General features: G+C 64.5%; 13 protein-coding genes. 6 read left to right on the top strand and 7 right to left on the bottom strand.

Going from position 1 to position 15,107, the window contains the following annotated elements:
• Nucleotides 1-463: 463 nt before the first annotated feature.
• Genes proC through GMST_RS14330 form a run of 3 tightly spaced genes read left to right on the top strand, consistent with a single transcriptional unit; the run spans nucleotide 464 to nucleotide 2,038 of the window.
• Nucleotides 464-1,267, top strand: a complete 804-nt coding sequence (gene proC, locus GMST_RS14340; protein WP_183355374.1) for a pyrroline-5-carboxylate reductase — start codon at nucleotides 464-466, stop codon at nucleotides 1,265-1,267.
• A complete protein-coding gene (locus GMST_RS14335) occupies nucleotides 1,264-1,548 on the top strand; it encodes an acylphosphatase (protein WP_183355373.1) in 285 nt (94 codons plus the stop codon). Before proC ends, GMST_RS14335 begins: the two co-directional genes overlap by 4 nt.
• Nucleotides 1,541-2,038, top strand: a complete 498-nt coding sequence (locus GMST_RS14330) for a thioredoxin fold domain-containing protein (RefSeq protein WP_183355372.1) — start codon at nucleotides 1,541-1,543, stop codon at nucleotides 2,036-2,038. Before GMST_RS14335 ends, GMST_RS14330 begins: the two co-directional genes overlap by 8 nt.
• 3 nt (nucleotides 2,039-2,041) lie before the next feature.
• Here GMST_RS14330 and GMST_RS14325 read toward each other — a convergent pair whose 3' ends face one another.
• From GMST_RS14325 to GMST_RS14310, 4 genes are all read right to left on the bottom strand, one after another.
• The gene (locus GMST_RS14325; RefSeq protein ID WP_246399650.1) at nucleotides 2,042-2,665 is read right to left on the bottom strand and encodes a response regulator; all 624 of its coding nucleotides are present in this window, start codon (nucleotides 2,663-2,665) and stop codon (nucleotides 2,042-2,044) included.
• A complete protein-coding gene (locus GMST_RS14320; RefSeq protein WP_183355370.1) occupies nucleotides 2,665-6,270 on the bottom strand; it encodes an ATP-binding protein in 3,606 nt (1,201 codons plus the stop codon). The genes GMST_RS14325 and GMST_RS14320 overlap by 1 nt, the downstream gene beginning before the upstream one ends.
• 168 nt (nucleotides 6,271-6,438) lie before the next feature.
• Complete coding sequence (locus GMST_RS14315) at nucleotides 6,439-7,770, bottom strand: radical SAM family protein (RefSeq protein WP_183355369.1); 1,332 nt, start codon at nucleotides 7,768-7,770, stop codon at nucleotides 6,439-6,441.
• A gap of 355 nt (nucleotides 7,771-8,125) precedes the next feature.
• Entirely contained in the window at nucleotides 8,126-8,668 is a 543-nt protein-coding gene (locus GMST_RS14310; RefSeq protein WP_183355368.1) for a DUF2939 domain-containing protein, read from the bottom strand.
• 345 nt (nucleotides 8,669-9,013) lie between these two features.
• Here GMST_RS14310 and GMST_RS14305 point away from each other — a divergent pair, with 345 nt between their 5' ends.
• From GMST_RS14305 to GMST_RS14295, 3 genes are all read left to right on the top strand, one after another.
• Complete coding sequence (locus GMST_RS14305; protein WP_183355367.1) at nucleotides 9,014-9,460, top strand: MarR family winged helix-turn-helix transcriptional regulator; 447 nt, start codon at nucleotides 9,014-9,016, stop codon at nucleotides 9,458-9,460.
• 58 nt (nucleotides 9,461-9,518) lie between these two features.
• Entirely contained in the window at nucleotides 9,519-10,745 is a 1,227-nt protein-coding gene (locus GMST_RS14300; RefSeq protein ID WP_183355366.1) for a multidrug effflux MFS transporter, read from the top strand.
• A gap of 133 nt (nucleotides 10,746-10,878) precedes the next feature.
• Nucleotides 10,879-11,310 (top strand): nitrate- and nitrite sensing domain-containing protein, encoded by a 432-nt coding sequence (locus GMST_RS14295; RefSeq protein WP_183355365.1) that lies wholly within the window; start codon nucleotides 10,879-10,881, stop codon nucleotides 11,308-11,310.
• Here GMST_RS14295 and GMST_RS14290 read toward each other — a convergent pair.
• The 3 genes from GMST_RS14290 to tssF all read right to left on the bottom strand — a co-directional run bounded on the left by GMST_RS14290 (nucleotide 11,219) and on the right by tssF (nucleotide 15,066).
• Nucleotides 11,219-12,166 carry an AraC family transcriptional regulator gene (locus GMST_RS14290; RefSeq protein ID WP_183355364.1) on the bottom strand — a complete coding sequence of 316 codons (948 nt, stop codon included), beginning with the start codon at nucleotides 12,164-12,166 and terminating at the stop codon, nucleotides 11,219-11,221. The genes GMST_RS14295 and GMST_RS14290 overlap by 92 nt on opposite strands.
• Before the next feature lie 186 nt (nucleotides 12,167-12,352).
• Nucleotides 12,353-13,369 (bottom strand): type VI secretion system baseplate subunit TssG, encoded by a 1,017-nt coding sequence (gene tssG, locus GMST_RS14285; RefSeq protein ID WP_183355363.1) that lies wholly within the window; start codon nucleotides 13,367-13,369, stop codon nucleotides 12,353-12,355.
• Nucleotides 13,333-15,066 carry a type VI secretion system baseplate subunit TssF gene (gene tssF, locus GMST_RS14280; RefSeq protein WP_183355362.1) on the bottom strand — a complete coding sequence of 578 codons (1,734 nt, stop codon included), beginning with the start codon at nucleotides 15,064-15,066 and terminating at the stop codon, nucleotides 13,333-13,335. Before tssF ends, tssG begins: the two co-directional genes overlap by 37 nt.
• Nucleotides 15,067-15,107 lie beyond the last annotated feature (41 nt).

Below are 15,107 nucleotides of genomic sequence, written 5' to 3'. Positions count from 1 at the left end.
AGTTTGTGGCAGACTATAGACAAATTTGACTTAGGTCAAAAAAAAAAATTTCTCGAGTATCTGATGGTAGTCCAATAACTTACAGCGTTTACGTGTGCCATCGCTAATACACAAAAATGCCATCCCGTAACTGTGCGGATTTTGAACACAAAGCAAATGCGCAACACGAAGTTGAGAAAACGTTAACACAATACTCCTACAAAGACCGAAAACGGGGCGGGGAATCGAGGAAGGGGGAACTGGGGGGGCTCAGCTCGCGGTGCGACGCGGCGGATGGCGTTTCAGGAAATCTGACACGGCAGGTCGGGACCTCGGGAGCAGGGGTGCGGGAGCGGCAATCTCCCGGCGCCCCTCTCTCAGGATTAGATTTGACTTTTGCTTAGTAATTTATTACCTATCGTTGGCGCCACTCAGTAAGGTGCTACTATTATCCAGTTCCAGTGAACCCGGAGGACGGCGAACCATGCCAACAGAGATCAAGATAGGATTCGTGGGCGGCGGCAATATGGCCGAAGCCATCATCAAGGGACTTCTGGCAGGGGGGGTGCCGGCCGGCAACCTCGCGGTGGCCGAGCCGCTTCCGGCGCGCGCCGCCACCCTTAAGGAGCGCTATGGCGTCCGGATCGCGGCGGACAACCGCACCCTGTGCGCCGGCTGCGACGCCGTGGTGCTCGCGGTGAAGCCCCAGGTCTACGGCACCGCCCTCCAGGGGATCGAGGCCAGCGGCAAACTCTTCATCTCCATCATGGCCGGCGTGCAAAGCTCCGCCCTCGAGGCGCTTTTGGGGGGAGAGTCCCGGGTGGTGCGCGTCATGCCGAACACCCCGGCCCTGGTGCTCGCGGGGGCCTCGGCGATCTCGCGCGGCACCCTGGCGAGCGAGGCGGACCTGGCGCTCACCCGGCGCATCTTCGACCTGGTCGGCACCACCTGCGTGGTCGACGAGAAGCTCCTCGACGCGGTCACCGGGGTCTCCGGCAGCGGCCCGGCCTACGTCCTCACCTTCATCGAATCGCTGGCCGACGCCGGCGTGAAGCACGGGCTGACCCGCGAGGTGGCCACGGCACTCGCCGCGCAGACCGTCCTTGGGAGCGCGAAGCTCCTCCTGGAGACCCGCGAGCACCCGGCGGCCCTGAAGGGGAACGTCGCCTCGCCCGGCGGCACCACCATAGCGGCCATGCACTCCCTGGACCGGGACGGCTTCCGCGCCGCGGTGATGAACGCGGTCGACGTCTGCGTCGCCAAATCGATCGAGCTCGGCAAGCGATGAAGATCCGGGTCACGGCGGTGATACGCGGCCTGGTCCAAGGGGTCGCCTTTCGGCATCACACGGCCCAGCAGGCGGCTCTAAACGGGGTCGCCGGCTGGGTGCGCAACCGCCCGGACGGCTCGGTCGAGGCGTGTTTCGAAGGAGAGGAGGGGGATGTCCATGCTCAACTTGAATGGTGCCGCAGGGGGCCCGCAGCGGCCCGGGTCGAGGCGGTCGACTGGCGGGAAGAACCGTACACCGGCGAGTGCACCGGTTTCCGGATCAGGTACGACCATGACTAGGGCGCTTGGTCGGCTTGCCCTTCTCGTGTCGCTTCTCTGCACCCTGGCCTGGGCGCTCCCCGTCCTGGCCCAGGACACCCTCGACCTGGACAAGGCGGTCAAGATCGGGTCGGGGAAGACCATGGTCATCGAGTTCACCGACCCGGACTGCCCCTTCTGCCGCAAGGCCGAGGCGTATTTCCGCAACCGCGCCGACGTGACCCGCTACGTCTTTTTCATCCCGCTCTCGAGCCACCCCGCCTCCAAACCCAAGGTGCAGTACATCCTGTCGGCCCGTGACAAGGCGCGCGCCTACCAGGAGGTGCTCGCCGGCAGCGGCCCCCTGGACCCGGCGCGGCTCGCGGCCATCACCCCCGAAGGGGTCCGGCTGCAAAAGGAGCACCACGAGATCGCCCGGGCCAACAAGATGAACTCCACCCCCACCTTCATGATCTACGGCAGGATCATCGAGGGGTTCGACCTGCGCCGGCTGGAGCCGCTTCTTAAGTAGGGGTCACTCGTAGTTCGGGTAGTGGCGCGACAGGCAACTGGGGCAGATCCCGTGGCTGAAAAGGGCGTCGGTGTGTTCGAGGAGGTACTCCTCGATCTTCTGCCAGCTCTCCTGGTCGCTGCGGATGCTCTTGCAGTGCATGCAGATGGCGAAGGTCCCCTCCAGCCGCTTGATGCGCGCGAAGGCCGCTTCCAGCGCCTGGTTCGCCCGTTGCAACTCGTCGCGCTGCTCGCGGATCAGGTCGGTTCTCCGCTTGAGCTCCAGGTGGTTGTGCACCCTGAGCTTCAAGAGGTTCAGGTTGACCGGCTTGTTCAGGTAGTCGATCGCCCCCGCCTCCAGCCCCTCGGCCATCGCCTCGCAGGAATCGAGGGCGGTGAGAAAGATGATCGGGATCGCCGCGAGCAACTCGTCGGCCTTTATGAGCCGCGCCACCTCGAAGCCGCTTACGTCCGGCATCATCACGTCGAGCAGGATCAGGTCCGGGACCTCCTCCTTGACAAGCGTGATCGCCTCGTAGCCGTTGCCGGCGCACAACACCCGGTAGCGTTTCTTGAGCGCCCCCGCCAAAAGCTGCACGTTGATCGGCTCGTCATCCACCACCAGCACCTTAAATGCGTCCTCGCGCATCATCCCCCCTCCCCTTCCGGCGCTCCGGAGGGATCACCCCTCCCGGTCACCCGCTTCATCTCCCGCACCAGTTCGGCCAGGTCGAGCGGCTTCGAGACGTAGCCGTCGAACCCCTCCTCGAGAAAGCGCTCCCGGTCCCCGCGCAGCGCGTAGGCCGTCACCGCGAGCACCGGCTGGTGCCCCCCGGTTACCCGCTCGCGCTCCCTGATCGCCTTTAGCACCTCCTCGCCGTTTAATACCGGGATCTGGATGTCCATGAGCACCAGGTCGAAACCGGCCTGCGCCAGGGCGTCCAGGCAGTCCCTGCCGGTCGCCACCGCCACCACGTCGTGCCCCAGTTTCCCCAGGACCGAGGCGGCGAACGTGATGTTCACCGGGTTGTCCTCGACCAGCAGGATGCGCAAGGGGGCGCCGCTCCAGGAAAGCCACCCGGGCCGCTCCCTCCGGGGCTCTTGGTAGGAGGTCGCGCCGAGGCGCAGCGGGAGCGTCAGGGTGAACGAGCTCCCCTCCCCCGGCACGCTCTCCACCGCGATCCCCCCTTCCATGAGCTGGGCCAGGCGCTGGCTGATGGTAAGCCCCAGGCCGGTCCCGCCGTAGCGGCGCGAGGTGGAGTCGTCCTCCTGGACGAAGGGGTGGAAGATCGACCCGAGCGCCTTGGGGCTTATGCCGATCCCGCTGTCCCTGACCGACAGGGCCAGTTCCACGAACTCCTCCCCCCGTTCGCGCACCCGGCTCGTCACCGTGATCCCGCCGCGGGAGGTGAACTTGACCGCGTTCCCCAGAAGGTTCATGAGGATCTGCTTCATCCTGAGCTCGTCCCCCAGCACCGAGGGGAGCGGGTCGCCCTGCACCTCGAGGGAGAGCCCCTTCTCGGCGAGTGCGGCACGCTGGGTCTGCAGCACCTCCTCGAGACAGCGCCTCAGGCTGAACTCGGCCAGCTCCAGGTCGATCTTACCCGCCTCGATCTTGGAGAGGTCCAGGATGTCGTTTATGAGCAGCAGGAGGTTCTTGCTCGCCCCCCGCAGCGACTCCACGTACTCGCGCTGCTCGGCGGAGAGCTCGGTCAGCTCCAGAAGCTGCGCCATGCCGATCACCCCGTTCATGGGGGTGCGGATCTCGTGGCTCATGTTGGACAAAAAGGCGCTTTTCGCCCGGTTGGCGGCCTCGGCCTGCTCCTTGGCCCGGCTCAGCTCGTCCTCGAACGCCTTTCTCTCGGTGATGTCCACGAAGGTCACCACGATCCCGCCCTTTTGCAGCGGCACCTTGCTGAGCACCACGGTGCGCCACGAGCCGTCCCGGCAGCAGACCGTGTACTCTCGGGAGCCGGGGGTAAGTCCGGGGGTGCGGGGCTCGGCCAGGTCCTTTTGCCAGTTTGCCTGCGCCTGGGCGCGGTAGGCGGGGTCCGGGTAGGCCCGCTCGAACCAGGAGGCGGCATCCGGGAGATCGCTTTGGGTGTAGCCGAACGCGGTGACGAAGCTCTGGTTCAGGTAGCTCAGGGCGCCGTCCGGCTCCACGAGCACCAGCGGGATCGGCATCTGGTCGAAGAGGAGCCGGAACCGCGCCTCGCTCTCCTTCACGGCCGCCTCGGCGCGCTGTCTCTCGGTGTAGTCCTCGAGGATCCAGAGCACCCCCTTCTCCAGGTTGCCCGGTTCGAGCGCCCGGCCGATGTAGCGCACCAGGATGTGCACCCCGTCCTTGCGCACCAGGTCCTGCACCGTCTCGAACACCTCTCCGGCGGCAAGCGCCGGGTAGGCCTCCTCCCCCAGCTTCCGGTAGGCCTCCTCGCTCGGGTAGAACTTCCGTATGTCGTGCTGCTCCTGCTCCTCCTTGGAGTACTTAAGGAGGTCGACGGTGCGCCGGTTCACCCAGACCTGGGTGCGCCCCACCATCTTGGAGATCCCCACCGGGGCGTAGTCCAGGATGATGTTGAGCTCCTCCATGAGGGTCCCAAGCTCCTCGGTGCGCCGGGCCACCCGCTGTTCCAGGGTCTGGTTCAGCAGCTCCAACTGCCGTACGTAGCGCTGCACGTGGTCGCTCATCTGGTGGAAGTTGACGATCAGGTCGTGGGTCTCCCGGATCCCGCTTTCCGGCCACCCCTGCTGCTCTCCCACCCCCAGGCGGGCCGGGAGTTCGCCGGTCAGCTGGCGCAGCCTCTCCAGGGGGAAGACCACCCGCCGGCTGAGCGGCGCGACCAGGGCGAGCGAAACGAGCAGGATCGCCAGCAGGATGCCGAGGTCCCCGGTGTAGTTCTGGTAGAGCACCTTCTGGTAGGGGGCCACCGGCTGCTCCAGCACGAGGGTCCACTCCGCGAGTTCGCCGCAGGAGGAGCGGACCTGGTAGGAGGAGCTCTTCCAGCGTTCGGAGATGGGGGTATTTGGGGGGACCTCGGGGATCCACTGGTCGATCCCGTCCCCCAGGTGCACCAGGCTCCCCCGGCCGCGGCTGAAGGGGGTCATCGGCCGCTGGTCGGTCCGGCTGCTGAGGATCACCCTGCCGTTTTTGTCCAACAGGGTGAAGAGCGAGCCGTTACGCTCCCCGTTCACCTCGAGGAGCTCCTTGAGGCGCGTCAGGCTCAGGATCCCGGTGATGTAGCCTGCGTAGCCGCCGTCTCGCACCACCGGGGCGAGCATGCTGACGATCGGCTCCGGCTTGTCGATGCGCCCCGGCACCACCTCGGAGAGCATCGGCTGCAGCGTGCTCTTAAGGCGCGGAATGAAGGGGCGGTCGGCGAAGTTCTTGCCGATGTTGGGGGCGCCGGCATCGTCCAGGACCGGGGTGTAGGCGACGATGGTGGCTGCGGCATCGAGAAGCCCTATGCGCTTGAAGTTGTTGTCGGAGCGCGCCGCCTGCTCCAGGTGGGACTGCATCTCGGTCGGGGGGAGCCGGGCGGCCAGTTCGGCCAGGGTGACCACCGCCGCCTTGCGGCTCAGTACCCAGTCCTTGATCTCGAGGTCGGCACGGTGATGCTGCAGGGCAAGCGTGCTGCGGATACTCTGTTCGGTCTGGCTAAAGTCGCTGCGGCTCCCCATCGCCAAGAGCAAGAGTGCGGGGAACAGCACGCAAAAGGCCATGATGCTGTAGATAAGCTCGCCGAAGCCGACCTTCTCGTGCCGGGACCAAAGCGCGTACCCCGTGGACAAGAGCCGCGCCAGGAGCGCGTTCACGATCCCGTTTACCCCCTGCTTGGTGAGCGTCATGAGCGTCCCGTCGATCGTGGTTCCCATGACCACGTGGTACAAGAGGTAGACCAGGGGCATGCCGGCCACCACCCAGAACAGGGCGTCTGCCTGGATGAGCCCCATGCGGTGCCGCCGGACCAGCCAGGCGACCGCGGCGAGCTCGAGGGTCAGGATCAGCCAGGCGTAGGGGTGGTTCCACAACAGGTAGGTGTAGCCGGACCCCACGGCGGCGCAGGCAAGACCCGGCCCCGGCCCCAAAAGCTGCAGGGCGAGCATGCTGAAGATGCTACCGAAGAGGAAGTCGATGTTGAGGAAGACGGGGTAATGGAAGTAGTTGCCGGCGATTGCCGCGAGCAAAAGGACGGGAAAAAGCGGGGACCGGAAGCTGCAGGGCGCGGGGGCCGCAGTGTGCGGAAGATTCGACAACGGTAGCCTCCGGTAGCCGGACGTGCGGGAGCAGACGCGCGCTGCCGGCGGTGCAGTCGGTAAAGAGCTTGCACTTTCTGACAGCGGCGCCACTATAGCACCAAAGCACTACGGGCGCACCGTTTTATGATTTTGTCAGGAAATTTCCTAGAGGGAAGGAAACTAATCCTACACGACGATCGGCCACCCCTTCTCGAACCCTGCCGGGTAGAAGTTCTCGCGGGTGCGGTTGAAGTAGCCATACTGGATCCTCGGAAAGGCCTCCTTGACGCGTTCGAGCAGCCGGTACATGCCGATCCCCTTACCGGTCACCCCCATCCGTTCGTTGTAGAAGGCCGGATCGATGGAGAGGTTACGCATCTGCAGCATGTCGACCCCGGTCTTCTCGATGAAGGCAAGCAGCGCCTCGACCTCCGCGGGGCTGTCGGTCACCCCGGGCGAGACCAGGTAGTTGATCATGGTGAAGAGCCCTTTTCCCTTGGCGGTGCGCACCGACTCCACCACGTCGGCGAACCGGTACCCCTTCGGGCGGTAGTAGCGGTTGTAGAGCTCCTCCTGGACCGAGTTCATGGAGAAGCGCATCGAGTCCATCCCCGCGTCGCAGAGCAGGCGGATCCGGTCCGGGATCGAGCCGTTGGAGTTGAAGTTCACCGTGCCGCGGCTGGCCCGTTCCTTGAGCATCCTGGTGGCAGTGGCCACGGTGTCCGCCTGCATGATCGGGTCGCCTTCGCACCCCTGGCCGTAGGAGACAATCGGCTCCGGGGCCTCCTCGAGGTGCGGCAGCATCAGTTCGACGATCTCCTCGGGCGTGGGGACGAAGGGGATCCGCTCGTGGTTCGAGGGGCAGCAGTCCGAGGGCTGCAGGCTGATGCAGCCGAGGCAGCGCGAGTTGCAGACCGGCGAGGTCGGGATCGGGGCCTCCCAGCGTCTGAAGAAGAGGTTTTTGGCGGCGAAGCAGTGGTAGTCGACGGCGCAGCGGGAGAGCTGCTCCACGAGCCGGTTCTTGGGGAACTCGGCGAGCCTGCGCCTGACCAGGGGATCGAGCTTGCGGTCGTCGTAGTTTTTGGGGAGCCAGTTCTCGTTGGCGTCCACCCGGGTAGCCGCCACCACGAAGCGTTCCTCTTCCGCGTCCCAGCCGACCGCGGTATAGGACCAAAGCGGCAGGTGCACCTTTTTCTTGCTGTAGTCGCAGGCCGGCAAAAGCGTCCGCATGTAGCCCGGAGCCATGAAGGCCGAGACCGCCTGGACCGGCATGCTGCGCTTACCTTCCTTCACCTGGCTCACCGTCACGAAGCGGCGTTCGCGGCTGTCCCAGGCGACGGGGGGGGTATCGGGGATCGTGAAGAGGCGGCTGTCTTCGGGGAGCGGGATCAGTTCGACCGCTTCGGGGAGTTGCGCCTCGTTGCCGCTCATGCCGGCCATGGTGAGGTAGGGGTGATCGTAGATGTTGCCGCGGCTGTCGGCGTAGAGCAATTTGGGGAGAGGCTTTCTGCGAGACATAAGTGAGCGATCCTGAAGGCGGCGCGGCCGCGGGTTAGTGGGACTAAGCGGCTACAGTAGCAAAAAAGCCAGGTCGCGGCAAGGCAAAGGGGAGGGCGCGTGCCGGCTCACTCCCCCCGATAGCCCCCGCCGGTCGGTACGCTTCAGGTTCCGGCTAACAGACAAAGCTCAGAGTTCTTCCCCCGAAGCACCGCAGCCGCCCTCACGTCCCCCTCCCCTCTTTGCGAAGGTTCATCGGGAAATTCCGGCTTGGAAAGAGTTGCTCTACAGCACTGCTGGCGGCCTGACGTCCTCCCCTTTGCGAAGGGGAGACAGAGGGGATTTGCCTTGTGTACCGCAAAGATACTCTACCCATTCACTTGCCAAATCCCGGCCTGAACTCCTTCGAGGTCAGTTGGACGATCTTCCAGTGGCCGTCCATTTCCTGGGCGAGCTTCGCCGAGAAATCCTTGTCCGACTTCTTGGTCACCAGGGCTATCTTCCCTTGGCGCTCGACGCTGAAGTCATGCCAGGCAGTGGCTCCCGCGAAGACTTTGAAGACCCCGCGGTTTCCGGCTTTTCCCGTTTTTGCCGGCTCCTGGATGGCGGCGCGGATCTCGCTGCGGGCCGCCTCCTTGAACGAGGGGAGCACCAGGGAGATCAGGCTTTTCGCTATTTCATTTCCGATCTGGTCGGTCAACGACGGCGACTTTTCCGCTTCCATCTGGTGCACCGTGTTTTGTACCAGATTGTCCACCACCTGGTCGACGTCGAGGTACCGGAATGCGGTATCGGCGTCGTGCTGCTTGAGCGCCTGGCTGAACTTGTAGAGCGAGTATTGCGGCGTGTGGCGCACGTAGCTGGCAATTCCCAGGAACACCAAGGCAGCGATGAGGACAACAGTGGCAATCCTTTTCATCCGGCACCTCCTCGAATAGCATAGAGCAGCTCGCAAAACAGTATACACCTGGCCAGAAATAGTGCCACAAGCCACCAGATTCACAGGCCATTCTAGCTGATCCAGAAATGCGGACCGCTGCTGCCTTTACTACCGTATCCACCTTCCCCTCTCGCCCCTCAAGCCTCCCTCGCCTCTATCACCCCCATTGCTACCTTTGGCGTCCCCAGTCCCCAGTCCCCAGTCCCCAGTCCCCAGTCCCCAGTCCCCAGTCCCCAGTCCCCAGTCCCCAGTCCCCAGTCCCCAGTCCCCAGCACCTGCTTTTCCCCCTTGACCACCGCCTCAAATAGTTGTACCGTGCAACTAATGAGAACCACCGACACCTACACTTTAAACGTATCCCTTGGCCACCTGGCCTCGCGTTTTTCGCGGGTGGTGCTGCGCCGTTTCAACCTGGTGCTGGCTGAACAAGGCCTCCCGATCACGGCTGAGCAGTACTCCCTTTTGGTGCAGCTTTGGGAATGCAACGGCCTTCCCCAGGGTGCGCTTGCCGAGAAGACCGCCAAGGACAAGACCACCATGGCGCGGCTTGCCGCAGGGCTCGAGTCGCGCGAGTTGATCGCTCGCCTCCCCAGTCCCGAAGACGCCCGGGAGCGCCTGCTCTACCTGACCGATAAGGGCAAACAGCTGATGGACAAGGCCACGCAGCTCGCCAGGGGGATCCTCGACGAGGCCCAGCAGGGGATCACCGCCGCCGACCTGGAGATCTGCCGCGAGGTGCTCAGACGCGCCTACGCCAACCTGTGCAAGTGAACGACCTCTTTTTGCGACGCAATGGTTGCTATAAGCAACTAACTGGAGAGTTGAACCGATGAGAGCAGCAACGACCGTCCACCCGACGGAGATGAATCGCTGGCAGCTGGGCTTTTTCGTACTGATCCTGGGGGCGCTTACCGCCTTCAGCGCCATGTCCATCGACATGTACCTCCCCGCCTTTCCGCAGATGTCGCGCGACCTTCACGTGCCGCTTAGTACCGTGCAGCTCTCGGTATCGGCGTTTTTGTTCGGTTCCGCCCTGGGTCAGCTCTTCTACGGCCCGCTCGCCGACCGTTGGGGGAGGCGCCTGCCGCTGCTCATGGGGCTCTCCCTCTACGTCGCGGCCACCATCGGCTGCGCCCTGGTCAAAAGCGGCGAGGCCCTGCTCTTCTGGCGCATCGCGATGGCGGTTGGCGGGGGCGCGGGGATGGTCATCTCGCGCGCCGTGGTGCGCGACCTCTACGACACCACCGAGGCCGCCCGGATGTTCTCGCTGCTCATGCTGATCATGGGGATCGCACCGATCCTCGCCCCCATCGGCGGCGGGCAGTTGTTGTTGGTGACCGGCTGGCGCGGGATCTTCGGCTTTCTGGCCATCTTCGGGCTCATCTCCCTCTTTGCAGCAGCCGTGGGGCTTCCCGAGTCGCTCCCCAGCGAGCGCCGCCACCGCCGCAGCATGGGCGAGATGCTCAAGGTGTACTGGCACCTGGTAAAAAACCGCCACTACCTGCGTTACGCAGTGGCGCTTGGCTGCGTCGCGGGGGTCAACTTCGCCTACATCTCGGGAGCCCCCTTCGTCTTCATCGAACTGCACGGGGTATCGCCGCAGCAGTTCGGCTACTTCTTCGCCGTCAACGCCTTCGGGCTCATCGGTGCCTCCCAGGTAAACCGCGCGCTGCTGCGCCGCTTTTCCCCGCAACAGATCGCCCGCGCCGCCTTCATGGTGAACGCCCTCTCCGGCATCCTGCTCACGGCGTGCGGCTACACCGGCTTTGGCGGGTTCCAGCTCCAGGGCCTCTTCATCTTCACCTGCCTCTGCATGACCGGGCTTCTCTACCCCAACATCACCGCGCTGGCCATGGCCCCCTTCGACAAGGCCGCCGGCAGCGCCTCTGCACTTCTGGGTACCATCCAGTACACCCTGGGGGCCTCCGGCGGTGCCCTGGTCGGGCTTTTCCACAACGGCACCGCCCTGCCCATGACCGCTACCATGGCTGTTTGCGGCGCTGCCGGCCTCGCCGCACTCAGCGCCGCCGGGCGGGTCGGATCCCAGCACTGCTAATTTTCTCAGGTCAACGGTTCCGCTACGTTACCGCCAAATTCTTACTTTGCATTCCATTAAAGCCCCTACAAATTGGATACCGCTAGCTGTAGGATTGACTGCTGTCGCAGTATTGTTCCAATGGAATGGGGAGATGTTCAAATATCTGAAGATAAAAACAAAGCTGCTGCTCATGCTGTTAGTCCCCATCGCCGGGCTCTTTCTGCTTTCCATCCGGGAGGTACGGGAGAGCCACACGGTACTGGGCAACGTAACCGCGGTAAAGGAGCTGACCGGCCTCGCGGTGCGTACCGGCTCCCTGGTACACGAGATCCAGAAAGAGCGGGGCTTCTCCGCCGGATTTCTCAACGCCAAAGGGGAGAAGTTCCGCGACGAGCCGCTGAAACAGCGCGGTGCGGTGGATGCGGAAATCGGCAAAGTAAAGGAGTACCTGGCGGCCCACCGCGAGGCGCTGAAAACCGTGCACAAGCCTCCTACTGCGGCTGGCCGACAACCACGCTGCGGCGCAGGTTCGAGATGTCACGCAGCGGCGGGGCTCCGAACAGGCGGTTATACTCGCGGCTGAACTGCGAGGGGCTCTCGTACCCGACATTGAAGGCCGCACTGGCAGCATCGAGGTGCTCGGCCAGCATGAGGCGGCGGGCCTCCTGGAGCCTCAGGTTTTTCTGGTACTGCAAGGGGCTGAAGGCGGTCATCGAGCGGAAGTGATGGTGGAAGGTTGAGGTGCTCATCCGGGCCTGTGCGGCGAGATCGTCGATACGAAACGACTTGGTGAAATTCCCCTTGAGCCACTCGATGGCCCGGGCGATCTGCTGGCTCTGGCTGCCGGCCACCGCAATCTGGCGCAGTCGGGCCCCCTGTTCTCCCACCAGCAGCCGGTAGATGATCTCGCGCTGGATGATCGGCGCCAGCACCGGGATGTCCTTCTCGTCATCGAGCAGGTCCACCAGGCGTTGCACCGCGCCGACCAGGGCGGGCGTGTTGCGGCCGGTCGCCATGCCGCGGCTCGAGGACTGCGGGTGGGGTGGCGGAACCTTGCTGTCCGCCATGAGCTGGGAGATCTCCCGCAGGTCGAAGGTAAGGCGCAGGCCCAGGTAGGGTTTTTCGGCGCTCGCCTCGTGGATCTGGACCAAGGTGGGGAGATGCACCGAGGTGATCAGGTAGTTGTGGGGGTCGTAGACGTAGCAGTCGTCGCCCAGGAAGACCCGTTTGGCCCCCTGGGTGACCATGCAGAGGCTCGGTTCGTAGATGCCACAGGCAGGCTCCGTGGGCGCCTCGCGTCGAAAGAGAGAAAGCCCCGGGACCGCGGTATCGTGCCTCTCACCCTTTTCGGTCCATCGGGCAATACTTCGGGTCAGTTCCGACAAGGCAGCAGCGAGCCTTTGTTCCTCAGCAGACGGTGTCAGTGTCACCTCATCCATAGGTCACCTCCAGGCTCGCATAGTACCTGAAGCCGACACCAGGTGACAACCGCAATTGGCGGCATTTGTACGGTCAGGCAAGAAACCCGCAGGATCGTTCTATCCCCGCCGCTACAACCAAGCGCCCCCAGACCCACCCTTCCGCTGCCACAGTAGGCCATCGCAACCAGCTCCCACAAACGACCGTCAGCCGTCGCAGTCCTTCATTGAGTCCGACGCCCCGTCCGCCGGAGCCTTGGCGAAAGCGGCAGCCTTGGCGAAGGGCACCGCGCCGCGAAACATGACCGTTGCCGCAACGTCCCTCCTCGGCGCAATCCAGCTGTCGTATCCAAGCCGCCCCTCCTTGCTAATCCCCAGGCGCACCGCCGGCACCTCTTCCGCAGCCAACAGCAGCTGCAGATCCCACAGAAGGGGCGCTCGCAGGAAACTCCCCACCAGGTCATCGAGGCGGCGCCGGCCGCTCCCTTCCGGGAGAAATTCCGCAAACGTCTCACCATCGAGAGGCCCCAGCTGGATCAGGAACGTGCCGTTGCGGTCCGCCATGCTGCTGCCGGCGAAGACGGTCCCCAGCGTCCCCTTGCCGAGTACGGCCTGCTGCTCTTCCGGAACCACCATCTGGCGCTCCACGCACTGCAGGATACTCACCGGCACCCCCAGCACACCCTTGAGAAGGGCTGCCAACCCCTCAGCGCCGTGGCTGCGCATCGCCATGATGCCCGCGAAGGGAAGGAGCAGCACTGGCTCCCCCAGGTTGCGGCGTTGCGCCTTGCCGCCATACCCCATCAGGCAGAAGAGCCTTTCCCGGAAGGCGTCACACCCCTCCGGCGAGGCCAGGCGGTACTTGACAAGGCACTGGTAACAAAGCTCAGCGATCCGCTGATTGAAGATGTCGAGAAAATCGCGCCCGACCGAGAGCTCCGCGAGCCGCTCGTCGATGAGTTCTTCGGTGTAGAAGGTGGGAAGCGGCGCCCCCGGGCCATAAAGCCCCAGGAAGCTGATCGATACCAGAAAACCGTCCGGCTCTTGGTCGATCCGGATCACATCACTCCCCGCAAAGGCGAGGCTCAGTACCGGCCGGATCCGCACCCTCCCCGGCAGCCTCCCCTGGATGAGCCGCAGTGCCTGCAGGAAGCTGAACTCGTGCCCCTTGCCGATCAACTCATCCGCTAAAGAAGCGCCTGATCTCCGAGCCGCGGTTTCCATGCCAGGGCCTCCCCGGTAGTCGTGTCGTGGATGGTGAGACGGGTGTAGCTGTTCAGGGCAGCCAGTCCGGCCAGCAAACTATCCAGGACCGCTCCGAACACGAAGAGATCGCCCACACCTGCGAAGTGGCTCCCGTTAATCCGGATGTCGATCTCGGTGCCCCGTATCGGCGCCCCCCGCAGCACCAGGTCTCGGGCCGAAGCAGTGACCTCCTCGATACCGGCGATCCGCTTCCGGTGCGCCGCCCGGAGCGAACGTCCTCCACCTGGTTCCTCGAACAGGTAGATGCCCAGCAACTCACGTAACGCCTCGGCCTCGAGCAGGGAGCCGAGGTTCAGGCTCTGATGCGCGACCAGGCGCCACAACAGGTTCTTGCCGAGGCAGGGGAGTGCTCCGGGGCGTACCGGGATGATGTTGCGAAAGCTCGCCCACTCGGGGGAGGTAGAGGTGGCCCGGCAGACGTCACCCAGGCTCAAGAGCTCGGGCAGTCTTCCGTTGGTGCAGGCGAGGGCCACCGAGATGGTCTCCCCTTCCAGCCAGAGACCGTCCGGTGCATGGTTGAACGAGAGCGAGACCTGCAGCTCCCCTCCCAGCGGTGCCAGGGCCGCAGTAGTGCCGAAGCTCGGCTCAGCATCGCTGTCCACCGCAAGCTCTTCCACCGGGCGATAGTTTCTCCGGCGCCCGGTTCCGTGCCCGAACCCTTTCACCCGCTCCACCGCGAAGATCTGGGCGTGCCCGCGCGCCACTCCGTCCGGACGCACCGGGTAGCACTCCCTGCGGTGGTCGAGGACAAAAGGCGCGGCGTCGCAGGCGAAAAGGTTCACGGCGGGAGTGGCGAAGAGGGCAAAGCTCTCGGTGCGAACACGCAGCGACGCGGGGAACGAGAGAAGCTCGAAGCTGATCGTGAACCGCGAGCCTGAGCCCCGGTTCCTCCAGGATTCCCACCCGGTGATGTCGAGGAACAGGAACCGGTTGGGGAGTGCGAAAAACTCCTGCAGCAGCCGGTAACCGGGAAAGGCGCCGGCAGGGTACGGCAGCATGCCCTCCGATTCGTTCAGGCAGGCCGGCACCAAGGAGTCGGGACGGAGCTCCAGCGCTGCGCCGCCCCCCTCCGGAGCGATCAGTACCCTGCGCACCCGGCGGCTCAGCACGAAGAAGAGATCCGCAGCCAGAGGATAATCCTCCGCCAGAAACAGTCGTACCGCATGAGGCTTCCAGCTATCGAGGGAAATCCCTGCCAGTGCAAAGGAAAGGGAAATTGCAGGTGCGGCGCCGGGCAGTTGCGTCAAGGAGGCATCCAGCAGTTCCAGGGGATGCAGCTCCACGTCGGCGCAGATGCGGAACCGGCAGGAGGTTCCTTCAACCGGCACCGAATCGAGCTCCGTACCCGCCTCGATGATCCGGCTACCGGCAAGCGAGGCCTTGGGAGCGAACGCGACGATCGTAGTCGCGGGGACCGGCCTGAGGAGCTGGGGACAGAGCTGGCGCGCCAACGCATGCGTGAACTCGGGAACGTCGTCCTCCAGCTTTTGCCGCAGCTGCGCGAACTGGAGCGCCACCCCCTGGAAAAGCCGCTCCACGTCCGGATCGGCCGCCGCGCCGCCGAGCATGGGCGCCAGTGCCGGATGCGCCTCGGCGAACTCCGCAGCGAGGTCCTTCTGGCGGGCCAGTTCCTCCTGGTACAAGATCTCCAGCATGATCCCTCCTTCCCCGGCGCCTCACGTCGAGGAGAATTGCG

It is taken from the genome of Geomonas silvestris, assembly GCF_014193515.1.
GTDB classification, from domain to species: Bacteria; Desulfobacterota; Desulfuromonadia; order Geobacterales; family Geobacteraceae; genus Geomonas; species Geomonas silvestris.
The sequence above is the reverse complement of the archived record's forward strand: the minus strand, read 5'-3'. Positions and strand labels throughout refer to the sequence as shown.